This is a genomic window from Chitinophaga filiformis, assembly GCF_900102545.1.
Lineage (GTDB): Bacteria > Bacteroidota > Bacteroidia > Chitinophagales > Chitinophagaceae > Chitinophaga > Chitinophaga filiformis.
The window spans coordinates 1,556,316-1,578,172 of the sequence record NZ_FNBN01000001.1 but is presented as its reverse complement, the minus strand read 5'-3'; the positions used below and the strand labels follow the sequence as shown (position 1 = coordinate 1,578,172).

The following is a 21,857-nucleotide window of genomic DNA, read 5'->3' as shown; positions in this document are numbered from 1 at the left end:
AGGCTTTACGCACTGGATGTGCGTAGCCAAAAAAAGTTTTTTCAGGCCGCTTTTTTATCCTGCTATACCATATGCTATCAGCTGTGAGAGAATACCGATGATAAAACCGGTATAGATTTCCGCCGGGGTGTGAGCGCCCAGTATAAGACGGGCAGTTCCTACGATTCCTGCGATCAGGAACGCGATCATCAGCGCTAAGCTGATATTCATATTTAACCCCATCATCAGCATCAGCAGGAAACCGATCACTCCTCCCCACCCTATGGTATGCATACTGATCTTCACATAGGTGTTAGCCACCATACCGATTACGATGGCAATGAAAACTCCCAGGAAAAATGCATTGAAAAAAGGAGGCGCGGCGCCCTGACGCTTAAAGGCGAAATAAGTCCAGAAGTAAAATGTAGTGCAGGCTATATAAGGAATGATACGGTCCTTCTGTGACCGTAACTGGAAAGACGTTACAAAACCCAGCGCTTTACACAAGGCCACCACAAACAGTGGCAGGAACAATGTGGTGAACGCCACCCTGATATACAACAGGTCAAAAGGATACCGGATACCCTCCTGTTTGAACAGGACAAAATATTCAGGCATCGCATTAACTACCAGTACCGTTACCAGTAGTGGCAGGAATAAGGGATGCGTCAGGTAAGAGATCACTTCAGCTACCTTCCGCAATACAGATGAAAATACCGGCTTATCCTCCCGGGAATTATCAGTTGTGGGTATGATTACTTGTTCCATTCACAATTTCCGTCTCTTTTAAGGCAGGACGGCCGCCACTTCATTAAAGTTCTTTCCTCAGCCTGGCTACCGGGATATTCAGCTGCTCACGGTATTTGGCTACCGTACGGCGGGCAATGTTGTACCCTTTATCCTGGAGCATCTTGGTCAGGTTCTCGTCGCTGAGTGGTTTACGTTTATTTTCCCCCTCTATCAGGTCAGACAGGATCTTTTTCACCTCACGGGTAGAAACCTCTTCACCGCTGTCGGTCGACAGCGACTCACTGAAGAAGAATTTCAGCTTGAAAGTTCCAAATTCTGTCTGCACATATTTGCTGTTTGCCACACGGCTCACAGTAGAAATATCCAGTTGGGTAATGTCGGCAATGTCTTTCAGGATCATCGGGCGCATAGTTGTTTCATCCCCTGTCAGGAAGAACTCCCGCTGATACCCCATGATGGATTCCATTGTTGACAGCAGGGTGTGTTGACGTTGCTTGATTGCGTCAATAAACCATTTGGCTGCGTCAATCTTTTGTTTGATGAACAATACCGCTTCCTTCTGACGCTTATCCTTCTTGTCTCCTCTGTCATATTCCTTCAGCATGTCCCGATACCCTTCCGAAATCCGGAGGTCAGGGGCATTTTTGGAATTCAGCGTCAGTTCCAGCTTACCGTTATTGTTCAGGATAAAGAAATCCGGCACCACATAACTTTCCGCCTTATTCAGGGTAGCAAAGTTTCCCCCTGGTTTTGGCGTCAGCCTGATAATCTGCCCGATAGCTTCCTTCAGGGCTTCATCATTCATATTGAGGCCCTTCTGGATCTTTTCGTAATGCTTCTTGGTAAATTCATCGAAATAGTTCTCCAGGATCAGGTAAGCGCCCAATACACCCGGATCATCCTGTGGCTTGCGTTTCAACTGCAGCAACAGACATTCCTTCAGATCAGTGGCACAAATACCCGGCGGGTCAAACTCCTGGATCTTACGGATCAAATCCCTGATCTCATCCTCGTCTGTTGCAACGTTCTGTGAAAAAGAGAGATCATCTACGATCGCACTCACTTCCCGGCGCAGGTAACCGTCATCGTCAATACTGCCTATGATCTGTTCTGCAATACTGTTCTGCCTTTCATCCAGTTCCAGCATTCCCAGCTGGCTGAGAAGGTGCTCATGAAAAGATGTTTCCACCCTCACCGGGATGGTTTTGTTCTCATCCTGGTCAGGATAGTTATCATCCCGGAGTTTATAATCGGCTATATCATCATCCCCCTCACTTACATACTCAGATATATCAATGTTGTCGTATTCATTCTCGCTACCATCGGGTTCAAACTCATCATCCCCCTCCTCTGCATCTGCGGTATTGTTAAATTCCTCCTGGGGATCTTTAAATTCGTCTTCATGCGCCTCTTCCCCGTATTCCAGGGCAGGGTTCTCCTCCAGCTCTTCCTTGATACGTTCTTCAAGAACAGCCGTAGGAACCTGCAACAGCTTCATTAACTGAATCTGCTGACGCGACAATTTTTGTAATAGCTTCTGCTGTTGTGTCTGCTTTAACATAGTCTAATCCTATCCAAGGGCAAAATTAATAAACAATAGTTTTTCGCTAATCTTCTGTTTCTTCCGGAGAAACCACCTTCACCACTGTATATTCACTTACAGGAGTATCAAAATCCAATTCCAGTTGTTCATCAGGCAACAATCTAAATGATTTCCGGTGAAATGGCGTATCGCCATGTTCACGGATTGCATCTCTGTGTTGTTGTGTAGGATATCCTTTATTTTCCAGCCATCCAAAATGCGGGTATTGTTCATGCAGTTGCTGCATATAGTCATCCCGGTAGGTTTTTGCCAATATGGAGGCTGCTGCTATGGAGGCATATATGCCATCGCCTTTTATGATACAGGCATGAGGAATATTTCCATAGGGTATAAAACGATTCCCGTCGACTAATATATAACCCGGTTGCTGCTTAAGTTGTTCCAGTGCCAGGTGCATGGCCCTGAAAGAGGCCTGGAGAATGTTGATCCTGTCAATCTCCACGTTATCCACACTGGCCACCGCATAGGCAATCGCTTCCTTTTCTACTACAATACGGAGTTTTTCCCGGTCTGCCGCCTTCAGCTGCTTGGAATCATTCAGCAGTTTATTCCTGAATCTGGGTGGCAGTATTACTGCTGCCGCAAACACAGGACCTGCCAGACAACCTCTTCCAGCTTCGTCACAGCCGGCTTCAAAAGCGATATCTTTTTGGTGATAAGAACGTAACAAGGCTTTTTAGTATGATTATTGCGGTAAAGGTAGGGAATTTCATTTCTTATCCCTACCGGAATAATTCTTTGAAATCCGCTTTAAATTCCTTCCACTCCTTGTCCGTTTTTTTCATCAGGGTATCAATATCATTCCGGGTACTGTCCCAGGCGTCGGCGCCACTGTTTTTTAACTCGGCCAGTTTGCCGTCGATCTGATCTCTCAGTTTTTCCAGTTTAGCCCTTGCCTTTTTACTTTTTTCAGAGCCGTCTTTTTTCAGCTCGTCCATTTTTACATCAATTTCACGTTTACGTTCTTCAAGCCCCTGCCGCAAACTGTCCCGTTGGGCTTCCATATATTCCCCGGCTTTTTCTGCCGTTTCTCTGACATCCTGTCCAATTTTTTCCACACCCTCCTTCAGTTCCTCCCTCTTCTCCTCCGTCCGGGTCTTTTCCTGGCACGCCAGGAAAGCCATTGCTGTCAATAGCAGCAGTATTCTTTTCATAAGTAGGCTTTTAAAGTGAATTTTTTCTGTGTTCGCAACCCGTTAACCACCTCCTTTTTACAAATGCCATTCCAGTTTTACCTGTGGGTAACTATCACCGTTTACCACAGACAGTATGGCGCTTATTGAAAAATTACATAGGTTTGAGACTGCTTTTTAAAAACGATACCAATTATGAAGAAAAATCTCCTGATCCTTCTGTTACTGCTGGCGGCACAATTCGCCAGGGCAGATGAAGGAATGTGGCTGCCCTATTTATTGGGACAGCAGGTGTACAATGACATGGTGAAGAAAGGTCTGAAGCTGACGAAGGAACAATTGTACAGCATTAATAAAGCGTCTCTCAAAGACGCCATTATCATTTTCGGCGGTGGCTGTACGGGAGAAATAGTGAGTAACCAGGGGTTGATCTTTACCAACCACCACTGTGGCTACGACGCCATTGCTACTGCCAGCTCAGTAGAGCACAACTATCTTAAAAACGGCTTTTACGCCCTCGACAAGCAACAGGAGATCCCTGCCAAAGGATTGTCTGTGCAGTTCCTCGTAAGGGTCGACGATGTGACCAAACAGGTCCAGGATGCCCTCAAAGGCATGAGCGGCCAGGAAAGACAACAGCAACAGCAGAAAACCGTTGCCGACATCGTAAGCCAGGCCATCAACGGCACCAACTACGAAGCAAAAGTATTACCCATGTTCAAAGGCAACCAGTACCTGCTCTTTGTCTATGAACGTTATAAAGATATCCGCCTGGTAGGCGCTCCGCCGGAAAGCATCGGTAAATTCGGCGGCGACACCGATAACTGGGAATGGCCCCGCCATACCGGCGACTTCTCCATTTTCCGTGTATATGCCGACAAGGACGGTAAACCGGCTGAATATGCTGCCGATAACCAGCCTTTGAAACCCAAACACTTCCTGCCGGTATCTATCAAAGGCATCAAGGAGAACGATTACGCCATGATATTTGGCTATCCCGGCGGTACCAACCGTTACGAAAGCTCTGAAGGCGTGAAGCTGAAAATAAACGTGGAAAACCCTTCCATTGTAGCACTGCGCAGCGTTCGCCTGAAATATATGTTTGAGCAGATGAAGAAAGATCCGGCTATCAAGCTGAAACTGGCCTCTTCTTATGCCGGTATCGCTAATTACTGGAAGTTCTTCGACGGGGAAACAAAACAGCTCGTGAAGTACAACGTACCCGAGGAAAAACAAAAGCAGGAAGCTGCTTTTGAAAAATGGGCACAGGGCAAAGATGAATACGCCAATATCTTCCCCGACTATGCTGCTTCTTACAAAGCATGGACTCCTTACGCCAAACACCGTATCTATATCAATGAAGGCATTATGGGCTCGCCACTCGCTGCTTTCGCAGGCAGCCTGATGGCAGTGGAAAAAGCACTGGTACAATCCGGAGGTTCCGCCGATATGATCAAACAGAGCATCCAGGCGGCAGATAAGGCACGTACTGCTTTCCTCGAGGAAGAAGACAAAACCAGCGACCAGAAAATACTGGCTGCTACCTGTCACCTGTTCTATACAGACATTCCGCTGGCACAACATCCAATCGGATTTTATGATGCCATTAAGGCAAAATTCGGTAGCCTGGAAGATGATAACACCTACCGCCTCTGGGCTTCTGCAATCATGTCAGGCTCTATGATCCTGAACGATGCCCGCTGGAAAGCATTTATCGCTAATCCGGATGCAGTAACCCTGCAGACAGATCCAGCCTTTGCTTACTCTAGTGCATTCATTAAGAACTTCACGACCAAATACCTGCCGCTGTACAACCAGTTCGTGACCAAAAATAATGACCTGGGCCGCGCTTACCTGAAAGGAAGAATGGAAATGGAACCAACTAAAAAATGGTATCCTGACGCTAACTTCTCAATGCGTGTGACCTATGGCCAGGTAAAACCATATGCTCCACGTGATGCTGTAGCTTATGACTATGTGTGTACGATGAAAGGTGTTATGGAAAAATATGTACCAGGCGATTACGAATTCGATCTGCCTGAAAATTATGTTTCCCTGTACAACAAAAAGGATTTTGGTCAGTACAAAGACCTCCGGAAAAATGATATCGTTACCTGCTTTATCACCACCAACGACATCACTGGTGGTAACTCCGGCTCTCCTGTGCTGAATGCAAACGGAGAACTGATTGGTCTCGCTTTTGACGGCAACTACGAAGCACTCAGCCATAAGATCCAGTTTGATGCTGTATACAACCGCACTATCTGTGTGGACATACGTTACGTACTATGGTGCGTTGATAAACTGGGCGGCGCAAGCAACATTATCAATGAGCTGAAGCTGATTAAATAAACTACTTAAGTAGATTAAAAAAGGGCTGATCAGGAAATAATGGTCAGCCCTTTTTTTTACACAGTATCAATACTCATTTTTTATTTTCAGGTATTAATACCCATTGTTAATCCATGAGTACTCCTTATCTTTGCGTCCGATTTAATTGAATTGAAAAAACCAACAGTCGCAGTTAGCTCCATACACTACCAGGCGCTGTTTTAAACCCTGAACCCCAAAAAGAATAATTTTATGTTTTACAGGAAAATGAATCTGGCTATTGCAGCCATGGTGATGTGCTGTCTGTACAGTTGTCATGTAAATCCTTCTGCTGAAAAGACCTCCTTACGTATACAGGATACCCTTCCTGCAGGCACTACTGATATAGTATTGACCATTAAAGGGAAAGGTTTCAGCAACGTAACAACTGACAATAAAGTAATAGTAGATGGCGTCGAAGCGCCTATCATCAGTGCATCTGACAACCAGTTAGTAGTATGCATTCCTGCAAGGAAATCAGCTAAAATAGCTGTTACCGTAAAAGTAGGTAATGAAGTATCTGATACTGTTCTCGTGGACAATCAGCTCGTTATGCTGGCTGGTAGATAATATGAAAATGCGGCGCATATACGGAAAGTATTCCGGTATGCGCCGCATCTATTTTATGCCCTACTATTTTGTTATTGCTGTCTTTTTAAATCCATCAAACAACATGGCAATTCTTCCGCTATCGCGGAATTGTAATTGCCGCTCTTCAAACTTCACGGTATAAGTCCGGTCGCTAAGCATGCGTAGGAAAGCGCTTTCCCTTTCATTGGCCTGTGCGTCGATACAAGCCATACGGGTGCTTATTACTTTCCCGAAAGAGATTTCGTTCCCATCCAGTTCATATTCACCAGCTACTTTATTACAGCCACCGTTGCCGCTGAAGCGATGTGTAGCTGTATCAAATTCCAGCCATATCGGTGATTTTTCCTGGACAGTTCCGTTCATATTGACAAGGCTCCATCTTTTATCCTGGATACTGCCAATCTGTTGTTTGACCACCTTTTGCTGGTTACAGGTATTGGCAAGCAGTACAAGGAGCATCGCTGTTAATCTGACCATGATTCTGTGGTTTATTGGTGTTATGATACATGCACAAGAACAAAAACCACTCCATATAGTTTACAATTTCCTGATCTTACGCAATACTTCCTCGTAGTAAGCCCGTTTATCTGCGGCTGTAATTTCTATCACTTTTACATCATTGGCTACCAGCATTTCCAGTTTAAACTTGGCTCCCGGCGCCAGTTCTGCAGGGATATAATAATACAGGGCATTCTTTACGGGAATAGTATTCTTCTGGAATTTCTGCCTGGCCCTGTAAGTCAGTAACCACCACAGATCTGTTTCCACAAAATCAAGCGACAGGCCGAATATGTGGATATCCTGCGTAAAGAAAAGATCCAGCCAGGAATCATCCGTCACGGGTGAATGCTGGCTGATACGCTGTACCAGCGACTTCCGGGGCGCCTGCGGACTGGTATACGTTGTGCCAGACACAACATAGTTCCGCATTTGCTGCAGCTGGCCGCCATAATGCTCAAACCCGAGGTTGATACTAAGCGGATTCAGGCAATCGCCATGAATATGCCAGTAATTGGTATCCCCGATTTTATATTTTCTGAAAATGCTGAAGATCCTTTCCAGGATCAGTCCATCATTCTGCAAAGGAATTTCTCCTTCCAGCGTGAACTCATAATTCGTAGTCAGAATGTGTGCGGGCGCGAGATCGCGGATCGCAGCATGAATATCATTCTGTTCTATTTTGAGCGTTTTTTCTGCAATAAATGATTTCAGTTCCACCTCTCTTATATGCTCCTGGCGGATGGCTGTCAGGAAGATCTCTTCATACAGTAAGGGGAATGGCTTTCTATCGTCCAGTTGAATACAACCGTCCGGCAGGCAGAATTTAACGATGTCATTGAGAAGGTCTTTCCAGCTCTGGCCTTTCGACATGTTATTGATATCATTGCCAATCAGTAAGATGGGGTTTTTCATGACCTTGTCTTTTGGTTATTTATCACACTTTGTGTATCACCCTGAATGTGAGATTAATTCTCTCTCCTGATACTTTGGTTGTTTTCGGTACCTGGTGTTGCCAGTGATGTTGCAGGGCGCCTTTCATAATCAGCAGTGATCCGTGCTGCAATTCCAGTTCATATTTCAATCCGGCCTGCTGGTGGCGCAGCATAAAACGCCGGGTAACCCCAAGGTTAAAAGATGCAATGACAGGGTTCAGGCCCAGTTCCGGCTCATCATCTGCATGCCAGCCCATGGAATCTTTTCCATCACGATAAAGGTTCAGCAGCACACTGTTAAAACGCACACCTGCTTCGGGTTCTATCCGTTCTTTTATACGTAGCAACTCTTCTGTCCAGGCCTGCGGCGTATAGGTAGTACCGGAAAACGCATAGGTGCTGCCGGTATCTCCATACCATGCCATCAGGCGGGGAAACAACACTTCCTTACCATGCATCTTCATACTCTCCTGTTGCCATTCGATCTTTTCCATCAGTACCTGCATGCAGGCCGTTGCCTCCTGCAGGGAAAAGAACTGCGGATAGTAAACCAGCTCACCATCTTTCAGGGTAATATGCTGACTGGCGGGATCACTGAATAATGGTATTTGCGGTGCCATCAATATAAAGATACAAAGGGGCTGCGCATCTAACATGCGCGTTGGTACAACAAAAAGCCGCCCCGTTATTCACGAGGCGGCTTATATCTTGAGAACAGTTACGCTTATGCATCTGCTTTCATTGACTTAGAAAGTCTCTTTCTTTCTTCTTCATCCAGGTGCACTTTACGCATACGGATGTTGTTTGGTGTTACCTCGATACACTCATCGTGCTGGATGTATTCCATACATTCTTCCAGTGTCATCAGCGTCTTAGGAGCAATGCTGGTTGCTGCATCACTACCACTCGCACGCATGTTGGTCAGTTTCTTACCTTCATTCGGATTCACTACCAGGTCACCAGGTTTGTTGTTTTCACCGATGATCATGCCTTTGTACACCTCTTCTCCCGGATCTACGAAGAAGAAACCTCTGTCCTGCAGTTTATCCAGGGAGTAAGCGGTTGTAGTACCAGCTTCTTTAGCCAGCAATACACCGTTGTTACGGCCCGGGATAGCGCCCTTCCATGCTTTATAATCGTTGAAACGGTGTGCCATTACAGCTTCACCTGCGGTGTTGGTCAGCATCTGCGTACGCAGACCGATCAGACCACGGGAAGGAATTTCAAATTCCAGGTGCTGCATGTCACCTTTTGTTTCCATGATCAGCATTTCGCCCTTACGACGGGTCACCAGGTCGATCACTTTACTTGCATATTCCTGTGGAACGTCAACTACCAGTGTTTCGTATGGTTCACATTTCTTACCGTCTACGTTTTTCAGAATTACCTGAGGCTGACCTACGGTCAACTCAAATCCTTCACGACGCATCGTTTCGATCAATACACCTAAGTGAAGGATACCACGGCCATATACCAGGAAGCTATCAGCGCTGTCTGTATCAACTACGCGCAGTGCCAGGTTCTTTTCAGTTTCTTTTACCAGACGGTCACGCAGGTGACGGGAGGTAACGAACTTACCGTCTTTACCAAAGAACGGAGAGTTGTTGATACTGAACAGCATGTTCATGGTTGGCTCATCCACGCTGATAACAGGCAATGCTTCCGGAGCATCGAAGTCAGCGATGGTGTCACCGATATTGAAATCTTCGAGACCTACAACAGCACAGATATCACCTGCCTGTACTTCGGTCACTTTCTTTTTACCCAATGCTTCAAAGGTGTACAGTTCACGTACACGGGATTTTTTGATACTGCCATCTGTCTGTACCAGAGAGATAGGCTGACCTTCTTTGATGCTACCACGTGCTACACGTCCGATAGCGATACGGCCAAGGAAGGTAGAGTAATCCAAGGAGGTGATCTGCAGCTGCAGGTTACCTTCAGGGATCTGAGGTACCGGTACATGCTTCAGGATACCATCCAGCAGCGGAGTAATATCTTCACATTGAGTTAATGAATCGTTAAACCAGCCATTCTTACCGGAACCATAATAGGTTGGGAAGTTCAGCTGATCTTCAGTAGCGTCCAGGTTAAAGAACAGTTCGAATACCGCATCATGCACTTCGTCAGGACGGCAGTTCGCCTTGTCAACTTTGTTGATCACCACAATAGGCTTCAGGTTCAGCTGCAGCGCTTTTTGCAGTACGAAACGGGTCTGTGGCATCGGCCCTTCAAAGGCATCTACCAGCAGGATCACACCGTCTGCCATTTTCAACACCCTTTCCACTTCTCCTCCGAAGTCGGCGTGGCCTGGAGTATCGATCACGTTGATTTTCACCCCATTGTATTCAACGGATACGTTTTTACTCAGGATGGTGATACCACGTTCCTTTTCCAGGTCGTTATTGTCCATGATCAACTCACCTGTTTCCTGGTTTGCCCTGAAAACATTGGTGTGATGCAGGATTTTATCAACCAGGGTAGTCTTACCGTGGTCTACGTGCGCAATGATTGCTATGTTACGGATATTCATAAATCTTGTTCAATTTGTTCTGGCTGCTTGACACAGGTCGGGCCAAAGAAGGCGCAAAGTTACAATAAAATGTGGAAAAAGTGGGGATAGGCTTTTAAATAATTGTGATCATTTCTCCAAATGATTCATGAAAAATCCGAGCTCATGATTGGCAACAAACTATTTATCAGGAACTTACAGCGCCAGAATGGACAAATTCCCGACCGCTGATTAGCTTGGAAATACCTCGGGGGATAATATTTTGATTCTTTATATATATGCTGTTTGGTTGCTTAAAAGGCATTAATGCTGCCCTTCCGTCAACAATGGACGGCCTACCATATTCATCACACTATCGAATGATGCCTGGTTGGTGGGATTATCCAGCGCACCGGCAATGTCGATCTTCTCACGGGATGTCAGGTGCCAGCTCAAAGCAGCTGCCTTGTCTTCCTTCTGAGGTACGTACTGGAAGATTACACGGTGAAATTTCCCAGGGAAAAACCCTTCGAGGTAGGCCAGTTCATTATCCTGCACAAAGTCCTGCATTGCGCTCCAATGCGCCTGCATCGTGAACAATGGGTCAAACATCATGTCGTTCAGTTTCATGGACTGTTTGATGGACTTAATATCATTCTTCCGGGTATCTCTCACCTGGATGAAAACAATACCATCTGTGTTTTCCCTCACCCAGTCACGGAATGTATGCAGGAAGCGCATCGCAACCTCCTGTCCGAAATTATCCCTAATGCCTGCATCCATCACATCCACAATAGGTTTGCTGGGCAGAAATACATTGGGCAATACATAGGGGAAGGTGGCACACATCCTGATGGCGCTGGTAATACGCAGGTCCTGTGCCCCCTGGTTGGCAAAATACTGGGAGAAGTCCACTCCATCCACATCCCGTACACTTCTTACATGTGGCGAATATTCCGGTGCACACAGGTAGCTCACCGGCTGTGGCGAAATGATCAGACGGCGGCCATCTGCATTGATCGTAGCATTCCAGATCAGCATAGGGATCTTCGCCTGTTGTTCCGGCTCCCGGTAATCGCCAATGGTGCCGGCCAGTACATTGCCGGTATTGGTATTCAGCTGCATCTCAAAGGCAAATCCCCTGTCCTTTGCGTAACGGTTATCTCCTATCTTGAATGAGCGGAATGGCGTAATAAAATCGTTCACTGCCATAGACGTGAACACACAATTCAACAGATCGCGGGAAATACGTTCCGTATAGGAACTGTCCAGCACATTGACGGGCCTCCCCTGTTGCTTTTCCAGGTATAGTTCCCGGAAGTACGATGCTCCGATCATACCGCCGGAAGCACCCGTCATCAGGAATGTATGATCTATCAACTGTCCTTTCATTAAAGCGTCCAGCCGCTGTAAAACATTCATGCTCCAGGTGGCAGACCGTAAACCTCCTCCACTGAAATTAATGATGATCATTTTCGGCTTTCCGGGGCCTTTGTACTTCGCTTTCCAGTTTTCCAGGATCTTCAGTGTCTGCTGCTTATCCCGCTCCGCCCGTTCCGCCGTAAAGAATTGTTGCAGGGCCATAACACTATATTCCGGCCGCGCCTTTCTTTCACCATAGTTAAGCCCGTAAGCCTTGTTACGGTTGTCCAGCAGGTCATGTTCCACCAGCCAGTTCAATGCAAATAACATGATCAGCACCATCGGAATAGCCCAGCTTTGTAAAAGGTACGCATAAGCGCCGGCCACACCTATCAGGAAAGCGAAAAAGATCATTACACTCGCGCCCGCAGGAATCCTGAACATCGGAATATCCATCAGGAAAGCCAGTATCACCAGGAAGATAAGTGCACAGGCCACCGTGATCATCGCTGCAAAGTGATGCTGTTTCAGTATACTATCAAGGTAATGTTTATTGTAGTGGTCCACATTCCTGGCGCGGCGGATCTTCCAGGGCGAATTAAAATAGTTGTGTACAGGCAATGCGTTTTCGTCTTTCTCCTGTGTGGGCTTCAGTACCAGACGCAGGAAATTGCGGGGATTACCAAACTTCTTTTCGAGCCTGCGACCAATATTTTTGTCTGCGTTGAAAAAGTAAAAAAAGCAGAAGAAAACAACAAAAAGATACCCACAGATAAACCCTTCTGTCAGCAATAATATTTCAGGCACATCACTCAACTGCTGATAGCGCTGATATTCCCAGCCACGGAAAAGCAGGTTCACAATAAAGGCAAGCGGGAATATGGAATTGTTCAGACAGTATTTAAAAAAAGGTTGGGAAGTAGTAGCAAGAAATTTAAAACGGCCGGTATGCAAAATGAAAGTGGTAATGTTCCAGCTCATCATAAACACGCCGGTGGCCAACCCCAGGATAGAGGTGCTGTAGAAATTCACTTTACCCAGGTACTCGGGGGCAAGAAACAACGCGTCGCCACCAAATACCTTGGCAAATTCCCCATTAATAGTGCTGAAAAGTATGGCCCAGAACACCAGTAACACCTGGTACTTGCGGAAATGAAGCAAGAACAGTTGTATAGGGAACGAGTAAAAGAACCTGACCAACAAAGATTTCACTTTCATCCGTTACGCTAATTACAATAAACTTACGAAAAAGTTTAACATGTTATCAGCCGGATCTTCGATCTTCTATACTTTAGTTGCTTTATTACTGCTGAGGTAGAATGTCCATACGAGAGAGAGCAATAACAGCATTCCTACTCCCTGGTGAAGTATGGCCTGCAGTATCGGTATTCTTACCTGGCTGCCAAGCAGGGTGAGCACACCCAGCATTACCTGCAGTAATACCAGCAGTAAGGGCACATAGCGAATGCGGTGCAGCAGACTATTCTCCGGAGCTTCCGAAGTTTTCCACCACCATATTACCACCAGGATAGTGATAAGGTAAGCCAGGCCGCGGTGAATGAACTGTATAGTAATGGCGTTGTGCGTAATATCTGTCAGCAAACTTCCCTGTGTAAACATTCCCATTGGCCACCACATGCCGTTGATATCAGGCCAGGTATTCGCCACCAGTGCAGCATGCAATCCCGCCATGAACGCGCCAAAGATCAGTTGTAATGTCAGTATTCCCAGCAGCCAGCCATTCAGCCTACGCAAGCCTGGCATGGATAAAACGTCCTTATTGTCAATGCTTAATTTCAGCGCAAACCAGAAGGTATAACAGAGTAGTACCAACGCAGCTATGAAGTGAACCGCCAGACGTATGTGGCTGACATACAGGTCTTCTGTATTCAGACCACTCTGTACCATGATCCATCCGATAGCGCCCTGTAAGCCGCCAAGTACGAACAGGATAATCATCGGTTTTACCATAGAAGCGTCCAGCTTCTTCCTGATAAGAAAATACACAAATGGAATGGCGAACACCACTCCAATGAAGCGGGCCCAGTCACGGTGCAGCCACTCCCAGAAATAAATGGCTTTAAAATCGGACAGGGTAAAATGCCGGTTAACATATTGGTACTGGGCGATCTCTTTATATTTATCAAAAGCTTCCTGCCAGGCCGCCTCTGTCATAGGAGGCAATGCCCCCAGAATGGGTTTCCACTCTGTAATGGACAGTCCCGAACCGGTCAGCCTGGTGATACCCCCCAGCAAAACCTGAACGATTAGCATTCCCACGCCTATATATAGCCAGATTGCCACCGGCCGCTGCTGTTGTAATCTCGATTTTTCCATAAACGCCAGCAAAGGTATGTATCAATTAACAATTAAGAATGACATTCGTCATCTCTCCCCTCCCATTTCATAATCCTATCTTAACCTACCCGTAACTTTCTGTTAATGTATCCCATCGATCTTTGCGGCGATTTAAGGAACCATGTATTAGCTAATACAAACAGACAACACCATCTAAACAAAAACAAACAATTTTTGTATGAAACGCATATCGTTTTTATTAGCCGCTATCCTCGTAAACGTATCTTTCTCAAAAGCCCAGGAGGCTACCTATGCATACAACGACACCAAGGTAAGCATGGTAGTGAACAATGATGAAACCCCAGCTCCTGTAACGGCCTTCAGGCTGAAAGTGGCCCAGCTGGATCCTGAAGCACTTGTATTTAAGATCACTGTTGAGAATCCCGGCGTAGAAAAAGTAACATTAAGCATCAAAGATGCCAACAACTACGTATTGCATCAGGAATCATTGCCTGTTACAATGCTGTATGTAGCGAAATTCAACATGCAGGAACTGCAGGACGGCGCTTATACTTTCGAAATCAGAAGAGGCAGGAACAGACTCGCAGAAAAGATCGTGAATATTAAGACGGAAACAAGCATCAATAGAACAGTATCAGTACAATAAGCATCTGCCGTACAAAAAGATATTGATAACCATAAAAAATAGTGCCAGATGAATGGCCGTAATGGCATACTTCATCTGGCACTATTGCCTATTTATCCCGCTCTCCTATACCTATTTCTTTCCTTCCATCGCCTCATACAGCACTTCCATAATGTTCTCCCGCACGTGCAATGTCATCAGTTTTTTATTATCCCCACCTGCCGGGCAAACACGGTTGCTGAGGAAGATAAATACCAGCTGTGACTGCGGGTCCACCCATATGCAGGTACCGGTGAAACCTGTATGCCCAAACGTAAGCGGCGATGCACTCTTACATGGATATGCTTCTCCACGTTTGCCATTATCTTTCTCCGGCTTATCAAAGCCCAGTCCGCGCCTGCTCATATTGCTGTTATATGCGGTGAACAACTGCAGCGTTTCGGATTTGATATATTCTTTCCCATCGTATTTACCACCATTCAATAACATCTGCATGAGAATAGCCAGGTCCTCTGCATTGGAGAACAGTCCGGCATGTCCTGCCACACCGCCAAACATTGCAGCACCCGGATCATGTACATCACCGCGTATCCACTGACGACGGAAGACCGGTTCATTCTCTGTAGGCGCCAGCTGTGATAGCTGGAAGCGTTCCCGCGGACGGAAGCCCGTATTCGCCATACCCAGCGGCTCATAGAACGTTTCCCGCACATAGCGGTTCAGCTTCTTGCCGGTCAGCTGCTCTACTATTTCTCCCAGGAAAATGAAGTCATTGTCGCTGTACACATATCCCTGCTGCGGTTTCAACGGGCTCTCCAGGATGCGGCGATACATAGTATCCACATAATCAGCTCTCATATACATATGTTCCGCCACTCTTACCGAGAACGTAGAATCTGCATAGGCATGGAATAAGGCCGTATCCGGAACTCCTTTTGCATCCATCACATCTCTGTAGAAAGGAATGAAGGCTACCAGTCCTGCCTGGTGCAGCAGTACATCACGGATGCGCAGCCCCGCTTTGTTAGTGCCTTTCACCCATGGCAGATAGTCTCCCAGCGTGGAGTCGAGGCTCAGTTTTCCTTCATCGTACAGGCGCATCACAGAGATAGTGGTAGCACATATCTTGGTTACTGATGCCAGGTCATATACCGCACTGGTGGTAACCGGTTCGCGCTTGCTGTAGTCAAAGAATCCGAAGGTTTTATCGTATACGATCTTGCCATCTTTCATAGCCAGAATCTGACAACCCGGCGCGGCGCCTTTTGCGATCATCTGGTTTGCCAGCACATCTATATGCTGTAATATCTGGCTGCTCATGCCTACCGTTTCGGGCTTCACATGCTGCAATTCTGTTTTCACCACAGGAGGCGCAGGAGGCGGTGGTGTCTGAATAATACCTGTTCCATACGGGAAGCCAGGGCATACCGTTACCGGCAGTTTCCCCTTCGCTACCTGCTGACCAAACAAAATAGCTGCTGCTGTACGTTGGGTGATCTCATCGTCCTCATAAGCCGCAATAATGGTTGGTGCATCACAGAAATACTGGATCGCATAAGGATTCCCAAATACAACAGTGGCTGAAGGCATTTCCTGCTGCAACTGCTGGATAAGCAGGCGCTCTGCCGAACTGATAGCGAAATTATTTGCCGGACGACGGGCATAGTTATGCAGACTGATGATGACTGCCTGATAATCCCGTTTCAGGCGTTCCACTATTGGTGGCACCTGTGTTTCCGCCTGGCGGGCAGTGAAAATGAAGGAATTCACATCCGGCCGGATGGCTTTAACCGTTTGCAGGAACGCATTATTCACATCCGCACCCACTGCAATAACCGCTACCTTGCCGGGCGTATGCTGGGTGAACGGAATAAGGTTATTATCATTCTTCAGTAAGGTAATAGCGTGCTCGCCTATACTCTTCGTAAGAGAATCTGTTGCCGCATTCAGATCACTGGTCAGGTTATTCACATCGATAACCTGCGGTTTGTTCAGTCCCAGTTTATATTTGGCCAGCAGCACTTTTTTTACGCGCTGGTATACTTCTTCTTTAGAGATCTGTCCTCTTCTGATAGCCCGCTTAATGGCATCCACACTTCCTGCCGCCGTAGAAGGCAGCATCATCATGTCATTTCCGGCCAGCAGCGATTGAGCAGCCTCTTCTCCGCCAGTATAAAACTTGGCGATCCCTTTCATCTCCAATGCATCTGTGATAACGATGCCCTTATACCCCAGCTCTCCCTTCAGGAAATCAGTAATGGCTTTATGCGAAATGGAAGTAGGTGTATTGGGCGTACTATCCAGCGCCGGGATATACAGGTGCGCCATCATAACGCTCTGTACGCCGGCTTCTATCGCCTTGCGGAAAGGATAGAGCTCCAGAGAATCCAGCTGTTCCCTGCTTTTACGGATCACCGGCATATCGAGATGGGAGTCTACATCGGTATCGCCATGACCGGGAAAGTGTTTGACTACCGCCATCACGTTCTGGTCCTGTATGCCTTTGATGACCTGTACACCCATACGGGCTACCTGGAATTTATCCTGACCAAAGGAACGGTCATTGATCACAGGATTGTTGGGGTTGTTATTCACATCCATATCCGGGGCATAGTCCACGTGAATACCCAGGCGCCGGCATTGCATGGCCAGTACCTTTCCATACCTATAGGCCAGCGAGCTGTCCTGCATGGCGCCCAGCATCAGCTGACGTGGCAGTGGGGTTACACTGTCCAGGCGCATACCCAGTCCCCATTCCCCATCTATGGCAATCATCAACGGGGTTTTGGAGATGGATTGGTAGTAATTAGTAAGATTGGCTTGTCGTACCGGGCCTCCCTGGAAGAAGATAAGGCCGCCGACTTTGTTGTCCCGAATGTCTTGAGTTACTTTTCTAACGTGGTCTTCACCGAGGTTGGAATGTGCCCTGATCATAATCAGCTGTGCAATACGCTCGTCGTCGTTCAGGGATTCGAAGACGCTGTCCACCCAGCGGGCAGCTCCATCATCCTGCTTTACTTTTACCGGCTTCATGCTTTTTGCTTCCTTTAGCACCTGTTTTGGCGTTCCGGGCCCTGATTCTTTTCCCGGCATTCTCCGGGGCATACCCCCTCCTATCATGCATAGCGAAGAGAGACCTAAAATCATTAATTGCTTCATCATCATCGACTAAACTTACAAATTATTACTCCATAGTACATAACATCCTGACCATGGTTCCGAACATTTTTATGTTTAAACAGCTAATTTTTTTTGCTTGACAATTTGCGCTGCGGATATTATACGGCAGTAGAATTGTTTATATTTACGTTAACCTGTGGTATGATTTATTTATATAATGTCTGTAAAAGCGATGCGTTAACCATTACACATCAACAGTGAACTGCTTAAAAATAATCCATTATTTACAGCAAATCATTAAAACATATCTAGGAAATTTCTTAAATATTTTACGTTATTCAAGCAATTGCAATTTTAGTTACCAATACATTCAATTGTTTGCTATATTTGCAGTCTTGCTAAAGCTTTTTTTAAAACATGGTCAATATCATTTTATTTGGCCCTCCCGGTAGCGGAAAGGGCACTCAGAGTGCTAACCTGATTAATAAATTCGGGCTCATTCACCTGTCCACCGGCGATTTGCTGCGCAGTGAGATTGAAGCCAAAACACCACTTGGCCTGGAAGCCAAAAAAGTGATGGACCAGGGTATACTGGTACCAGATGAGGTGGTGATCGGCATGATCAGCTCCAAACTGGATGCCAACCCGGATGCAAGAGGTTTTATTTTCGACGGTTTCCCCCGTACTACCGCCCAGGCTGAAGCCCTGGATAAATTACTGGCACTGAAAAAGACTTCCATCTCCGTTGTACTGGCGCTGGAAGTACCAGAGCACGAACTCATCACCCGCCTGCTTGGCAGAGGTGCAACTTCCGGCCGTCCGGACGATGCAAATGAAGACGTGATCAGGGCCCGTATTGTGGAATATCACAATAAGACGGCTCCTGTGGCTGACCATTATGCGAAATACGGTAAGTTCAAGAAGATCAAGGGAGAAGGCTCCGTTGATGAAATTTTTGAGCGCCTGAGCAAGGAGATCGACAGCCTGGTAGAAGAAAAAGTATAACAGACTACTTCTATATATTTTAAACGCAAAGATTGTAAGTAAGCATTTTAGCGCCTTATGCGTAGTTAAAATGCCTGAACTTAACGATCTTTGCGTTTTTATATTTACGCACTAGCCGTCTGTAACGGGGCGCGTACATTAAGCATAAATCAAATACTTTGGAAAGAGGCAACTTTGTTGATTACATAAGGATCTACGCTAAATCAGGTAAAGGAGGAGCAGGCAGTGCACACTTCATGCGTACCAAATACAACCCGGAAGCGGGTCCTGATGGCGGTGACGGTGGCCGTGGCGGGCATATTATCCTGAAAGGGAACTCCCAGTTATGGACCCTGCTGCACCTCCGCTGGTACAAGAACGTGGTGGCAGAAGATGGCGGTAACGGCCGTGATAACAACAGTACCGGTAAAAACGGCGAGGACATCATCATTGAAGTACCCCTCGGTACCCAGGCATTTGATGAGGAAACCGGTGATATGGAGGCAGAGATCCTGGAAGATGGAGAAGAAGTGATCTGGATTCCCGGCGGACAAGGCGGACGAGGAAACAGCTTTTTCAAATCGCCCACCAACCAGGCGCCTGATTATGCACAGCCGGGTATGCCCAGTATTGAAGGCTGGAAGGTACTGGAGTTGAAAATGCTGGCAGATGTGGGGCTTGTAGGGTTTCCCAATGCCGGGAAGTCTACCCTCCTGTCTACCATCACCGCTGCAAAGCCTAAAATAGCCGATTACGCATTTACTACGCTAACCCCCAACCTGGGCATGGTACCCTACCGTAATGACCGCTCATTTGCGATAGCAGACCTTCCAGGTATCATTGAAGGCGCTCACGAAGGAAAGGGCCTGGGACACCGCTTCCTGCGTCATATCGAAAGAAACTCCGTGCTACTGTTCCTGATCCCGGCAGATAGCCAGGACCATAGAAAGGATTTTGAGGTACTGGTAAATGAGCTGGAACAATACAATCCAGAACTCTTAGATAAACAGTTCCTGCTGGCTATCAGTAAAAGCGATATGCTGGATGATGAGCTGAAAGAAGCCATCGCAGAAGAGCTCCCTGACGATGTACCACATGTATTCATCTCTTCCGTTACCCAGCAGGGCCTGTCTGAATTGAAAGACATGTTGTGGCAGGCATTGAATAGTAATACAGAGAAATAAATAAAAAAAGGAACCAGGAATTGAACGAAGGATCTTATTACCATGTTCTGTTCCTGGTTCCTGATTATATCGTTTAGTCCATCTCCGTTAGACTAAGCAGGATTAAATTCCTGGTTTGTTTCCCTAGTTCTTCAACCCCAGGTATTGCTGCACCGCTTTATAGTTATTCCAGTCAATCGGCGCTTTACGTGCCGGTGTACCTCCTGGTATCAGGATATACCTGTATTGCTGGTATTTAACGCCGCTCTGCGTTACAGTACTAATGTCTCCATTGGAATAGAGTTCAATCGTATTAAGGAAGAAGAGTGGATTGATACTCAAACCGCTATAGGCGTTAAAATACGGTAACGGTATAACGGTTGGGTCTGCGGCGCTGAAACCATTCAGGTAAACCTTGATCTCGCCAGTGGTCAGCATATCAAGTGTAAGCCCATCCACATCTATATCCGCAAAGTAACCAACAGTATCAATAGCGCCGCCTGCAGTGTGGACAGTATCAGGCTTATATGCTACATCCAGCCAATCAGAATAGATTACATTGGCAGTACCTTCAGGACCAGCGGGACCGGCGGGACCACCAGGACCAGCGGGGCCAGCAGGACCAGCGGGACCGGCAGGACCGGTATCTCCATCTTTACCGCACGATGCGGCAAACAATGCAAAGGCCAGCAAAAGGCAGGAAATAATGTTGAAGGACATTCGTTTCATGAAGTAAATTTTTGGTTGTTATCAAATTTGGGTAAATGATTACTGTGCTACTATGCTCTAATATGCTCGAAAAAAGAACAGATAATGCTAGCGATACAGGGGTCGCAAAGGTATACTGTTTACAGAATTATTACTCCACTAAATATACAAAAGAAACGGGGAGTTTTGAATATCCTGGTAAATAGAAATTACATCAGAACAAGGGACAATAAATCCATGTTACTGTGGGATTTCGATTATCCGTTACAGAAAGCATCAGAGATTATATCGAAAAATGTAGTCCCGATACTGCCGTTCTGGAAGTGGATATAGACCTGATTACTTAAAAAAGTTGCCGCAAAGGAGGCAGAAAAAGAAGAGCAGCGTGATTACACGGGAAAGACCGGAACAATTTCTTAGCGATGGAGCAGCATAAGTCTGTATTTATTACTTACTTTACAAAAAAATACCCTGTGAAATATATTATTGCAGCATTCATTAGCGCGTGCGTTATCAGTGCATGCCAGCCATCTGCCCCAAGCACCACCACTACAACCGACAGTACCGCAACAACGGCCACCGAAGAAAGAGCCCCGCTGGAAGCAAGGATAATGGGCACCTATAAAGGCGACTTTGGCGGTAGCCCTATTTACATCACCATCAACTACTGCAGCGGCAATAAAATAGCCGGTTATAATACGCACAAGGGCCTCAGAAGAAATGTAAGCGGTAGTATCACTAGCAAGGGAGATAAACTGGATATTCAGCTTGCTGAACCCGGTGATCATGAGTTTGACGGAGTATTCTCCCTGGTGATGGATACTTCTCTTACTAAAGCCAGCGGCTCCTGGAAACCGTCTAACAATAAATCCCTGAGCGAAAAACAACTTGCACTCACCCGGCTGAAGCAGGATGATGACGCCCTGGGATTCATGACGGGAGATCATGCTGATATTAACTTCGATACCGACGGCAGCTGTGTACTGAACTATTATCAGAAAACAGGCGATTCTACTTTCTCCGCACAGATGAATACCCTGAGAGGTACCTGGGAAAAACAACCCAACAATGAGATCCTGGTGAACTGGCAGCCCAACCCGGCATATCCACAGCGATCTACGGTATTCACCATGGTTTATCAAACTCCCGAAGGTGATGGCAATCAACCTTACCTGGAGCGGATCAAAGGGGATGATTTCCAGTTTTTTCCTGGCGAATATTGATCT

The 21,857-nt window shown here is 46.5% G+C and carries 18 protein-coding genes; 6 read left to right on the top strand and 12 right to left on the bottom strand.

All coding sequences use genetic code 11. The features are described 5' to 3' along the window. Positions 1 to 54: 54 nt before the first annotated feature. The 4 genes from BLR32_RS06525 to BLR32_RS06510 are packed head-to-tail and all read right to left on the bottom strand — an operon-like array spanning position 55 to position 3,486. Entirely contained in the window at positions 55 to 747 is a 693-nt protein-coding gene (locus BLR32_RS06525; protein ID WP_089829699.1) for a phosphatase PAP2 family protein, read from the bottom strand. Positions 748 to 790: 43 nt separating this feature from the next. After that, entirely contained in the window at positions 791 to 2,290 is a 1,500-nt protein-coding gene (rpoN, locus tag BLR32_RS06520) for an RNA polymerase factor sigma-54 (protein WP_089829697.1), read from the bottom strand. Between the two features lie 46 nt (positions 2,291 to 2,336). Further along, entirely contained in the window at positions 2,337 to 3,002 is a 666-nt protein-coding gene (locus BLR32_RS06515) for a ribonuclease HII (RefSeq protein WP_089829695.1), read from the bottom strand. A gap of 52 nt (positions 3,003 to 3,054) precedes the next feature. Then, positions 3,055 to 3,486, bottom strand: coding sequence for a hypothetical protein (locus tag BLR32_RS06510; RefSeq protein WP_089829693.1), 432 nt, complete (start codon positions 3,484 to 3,486; stop codon positions 3,055 to 3,057). Between the two features lie 174 nt (positions 3,487 to 3,660). Between BLR32_RS06510 and BLR32_RS06505 the strand changes: the two genes are divergently transcribed. After that, positions 3,661 to 5,817, top strand: coding sequence for a S46 family peptidase (locus BLR32_RS06505; protein ID WP_089829691.1), 2,157 nt, complete (start codon positions 3,661 to 3,663; stop codon positions 5,815 to 5,817). Positions 5,818 to 6,048: 231 nt separating this feature from the next. Next, positions 6,049 to 6,405: an IPT/TIG domain-containing protein gene (locus BLR32_RS06500; RefSeq protein WP_089829690.1), complete on the top strand. Its 357-nt coding sequence runs from the start codon at positions 6,049 to 6,051 to the stop codon at positions 6,403 to 6,405. A gap of 63 nt (positions 6,406 to 6,468) precedes the next feature. On the opposite strand, the gene BLR32_RS06495 is transcribed toward BLR32_RS06500, so the two are convergent. The 6 genes from BLR32_RS06495 to BLR32_RS06470 form a co-directional block, all read right to left on the bottom strand. Then, the gene (locus BLR32_RS06495; protein WP_089829688.1) at positions 6,469 to 6,903 is read right to left on the bottom strand and encodes an META domain-containing protein; all 435 of its coding nucleotides are present in this window, start codon (positions 6,901 to 6,903) and stop codon (positions 6,469 to 6,471) included. 60 nt (positions 6,904 to 6,963) lie between these two features. Beyond that, positions 6,964 to 7,839, bottom strand: a complete 876-nt coding sequence (locus BLR32_RS06490) for an SIR2 family protein (protein WP_089829686.1) — start codon at positions 7,837 to 7,839, stop codon at positions 6,964 to 6,966. A gap of 22 nt (positions 7,840 to 7,861) precedes the next feature. Next, positions 7,862 to 8,479: an alpha-ketoglutarate-dependent dioxygenase AlkB family protein gene (locus BLR32_RS06485; RefSeq protein WP_089829976.1), complete on the bottom strand. Its 618-nt coding sequence runs from the start codon at positions 8,477 to 8,479 to the stop codon at positions 7,862 to 7,864. 104 nt (positions 8,480 to 8,583) lie between these two features. Continuing rightward, on the bottom strand, positions 8,584 to 10,392 hold the full coding sequence (typA, locus tag BLR32_RS06480; RefSeq protein WP_089829684.1) for a translational GTPase TypA: 1,809 nt from the start codon (positions 10,390 to 10,392) through the stop codon (positions 8,584 to 8,586). Between the two features lie 282 nt (positions 10,393 to 10,674). After that, positions 10,675 to 12,930 carry a patatin-like phospholipase family protein gene (locus BLR32_RS06475; RefSeq protein WP_089829682.1) on the bottom strand — a complete coding sequence of 752 codons (2,256 nt, stop codon included), beginning with the start codon at positions 12,928 to 12,930 and terminating at the stop codon, positions 10,675 to 10,677. 66 nt (positions 12,931 to 12,996) lie between these two features. Continuing rightward, complete coding sequence (locus tag BLR32_RS06470; RefSeq protein WP_089829680.1) at positions 12,997 to 14,049, bottom strand: COX15/CtaA family protein; 1,053 nt, start codon at positions 14,047 to 14,049, stop codon at positions 12,997 to 12,999. Positions 14,050 to 14,248: 199 nt separating this feature from the next. On the opposite strand from BLR32_RS06470, the gene BLR32_RS06465 reads away from it, so the two are divergent. Further along, complete coding sequence (locus BLR32_RS06465) at positions 14,249 to 14,677, top strand: hypothetical protein (protein WP_089829678.1); 429 nt, start codon at positions 14,249 to 14,251, stop codon at positions 14,675 to 14,677. Positions 14,678 to 14,788: 111 nt separating this feature from the next. Here BLR32_RS06465 and BLR32_RS06460 read toward each other — a convergent pair whose 3' ends face one another. Then, a complete protein-coding gene (locus BLR32_RS06460) occupies positions 14,789 to 17,761 on the bottom strand; it encodes a serine hydrolase domain-containing protein (protein WP_245705369.1) in 2,973 nt (990 codons plus the stop codon). A 432-nt stretch (positions 17,762 to 18,193) separates the two neighbouring features. Here BLR32_RS06460 and BLR32_RS06455 point away from each other — a divergent pair, with 432 nt between their 5' ends. Together BLR32_RS06455 and obgE are read left to right on the top strand one after the other, a co-directional pair. Beyond that, positions 18,194 to 18,781, top strand: coding sequence for an adenylate kinase (locus BLR32_RS06455; protein WP_089829676.1), 588 nt, complete (start codon positions 18,194 to 18,196; stop codon positions 18,779 to 18,781). A 158-nt stretch (positions 18,782 to 18,939) separates the two neighbouring features. Next, positions 18,940 to 19,944 carry a GTPase ObgE gene (gene obgE / locus BLR32_RS06450; RefSeq protein WP_089829673.1) on the top strand — a complete coding sequence of 335 codons (1,005 nt, stop codon included), beginning with the start codon at positions 18,940 to 18,942 and terminating at the stop codon, positions 19,942 to 19,944. Between the two features lie 123 nt (positions 19,945 to 20,067). Here the strand turns inward: obgE and BLR32_RS33955 are convergent, their stop codons facing one another. Further along, the gene (locus BLR32_RS33955) at positions 20,068 to 20,652 is read right to left on the bottom strand and encodes a hypothetical protein (RefSeq protein WP_176842183.1); all 585 of its coding nucleotides are present in this window, start codon (positions 20,650 to 20,652) and stop codon (positions 20,068 to 20,070) included. A gap of 452 nt (positions 20,653 to 21,104) precedes the next feature. Here BLR32_RS33955 and BLR32_RS06440 point away from each other — a divergent pair, with 452 nt between their 5' ends. Continuing rightward, the gene (locus BLR32_RS06440; RefSeq protein WP_143011372.1) at positions 21,105 to 21,854 is read left to right on the top strand and encodes a hypothetical protein; all 750 of its coding nucleotides are present in this window, start codon (positions 21,105 to 21,107) and stop codon (positions 21,852 to 21,854) included. Positions 21,855 to 21,857 lie beyond the last annotated feature (3 nt).

Excerpts from the sequence above, each read along its gene's own strand:
- BLR32_RS06455 (WP_089829676.1), top strand. The coding sequence starts at position 18,194 with ATGGTCAATATCATTTTATTTGGCCCTCCCGGTAGCGGAAAGGGCACT.
- BLR32_RS06495 (WP_089829688.1), bottom strand. The coding sequence starts at position 6,903 with ATGGTCAGATTAACAGCGATGCTCCTTGTACTGCTTGCCAATACCTGT.
- BLR32_RS06460 (WP_245705369.1), bottom strand. The coding sequence starts at position 17,761 with ATGCCCCGGAGAATGCCGGGAAAAGAATCAGGGCCCGGAACGCCAAAA.
- rpoN (WP_089829697.1), bottom strand. The coding sequence starts at position 2,290 with ATGTTAAAGCAGACACAACAGCAGAAGCTATTACAAAAATTGTCGCGT.
- BLR32_RS06475 (WP_089829682.1), bottom strand. The coding sequence starts at position 12,930 with ATGAAAGTGAAATCTTTGTTGGTCAGGTTCTTTTACTCGTTCCCTATA.
- BLR32_RS06510 (WP_089829693.1), bottom strand. The coding sequence starts at position 3,486 with ATGAAAAGAATACTGCTGCTATTGACAGCAATGGCTTTCCTGGCGTGC.
- BLR32_RS06485 (WP_089829976.1), bottom strand. The coding sequence starts at position 8,479 with ATGGCACCGCAAATACCATTATTCAGTGATCCCGCCAGTCAGCATATT.
- BLR32_RS33955 (WP_176842183.1), bottom strand. The coding sequence starts at position 20,652 with ATGAAACGAATGTCCTTCAACATTATTTCCTGCCTTTTGCTGGCCTTT.
- BLR32_RS06500 (WP_089829690.1), top strand. The coding sequence starts at position 6,049 with ATGTTTTACAGGAAAATGAATCTGGCTATTGCAGCCATGGTGATGTGC.
- BLR32_RS06470 (WP_089829680.1), bottom strand. The coding sequence starts at position 14,049 with ATGGAAAAATCGAGATTACAACAGCAGCGGCCGGTGGCAATCTGGCTA.
- BLR32_RS06465 (WP_089829678.1), top strand. The coding sequence starts at position 14,249 with ATGAAACGCATATCGTTTTTATTAGCCGCTATCCTCGTAAACGTATCT.
- BLR32_RS06490 (WP_089829686.1), bottom strand. The coding sequence starts at position 7,839 with ATGAAAAACCCCATCTTACTGATTGGCAATGATATCAATAACATGTCG.
- BLR32_RS06505 (WP_089829691.1), top strand. The coding sequence starts at position 3,661 with ATGAAGAAAAATCTCCTGATCCTTCTGTTACTGCTGGCGGCACAATTC.
- BLR32_RS06525 (WP_089829699.1), bottom strand. The coding sequence starts at position 747 with ATGGAACAAGTAATCATACCCACAACTGATAATTCCCGGGAGGATAAG.
- typA (WP_089829684.1), bottom strand. The coding sequence starts at position 10,392 with ATGAATATCCGTAACATAGCAATCATTGCGCACGTAGACCACGGTAAG.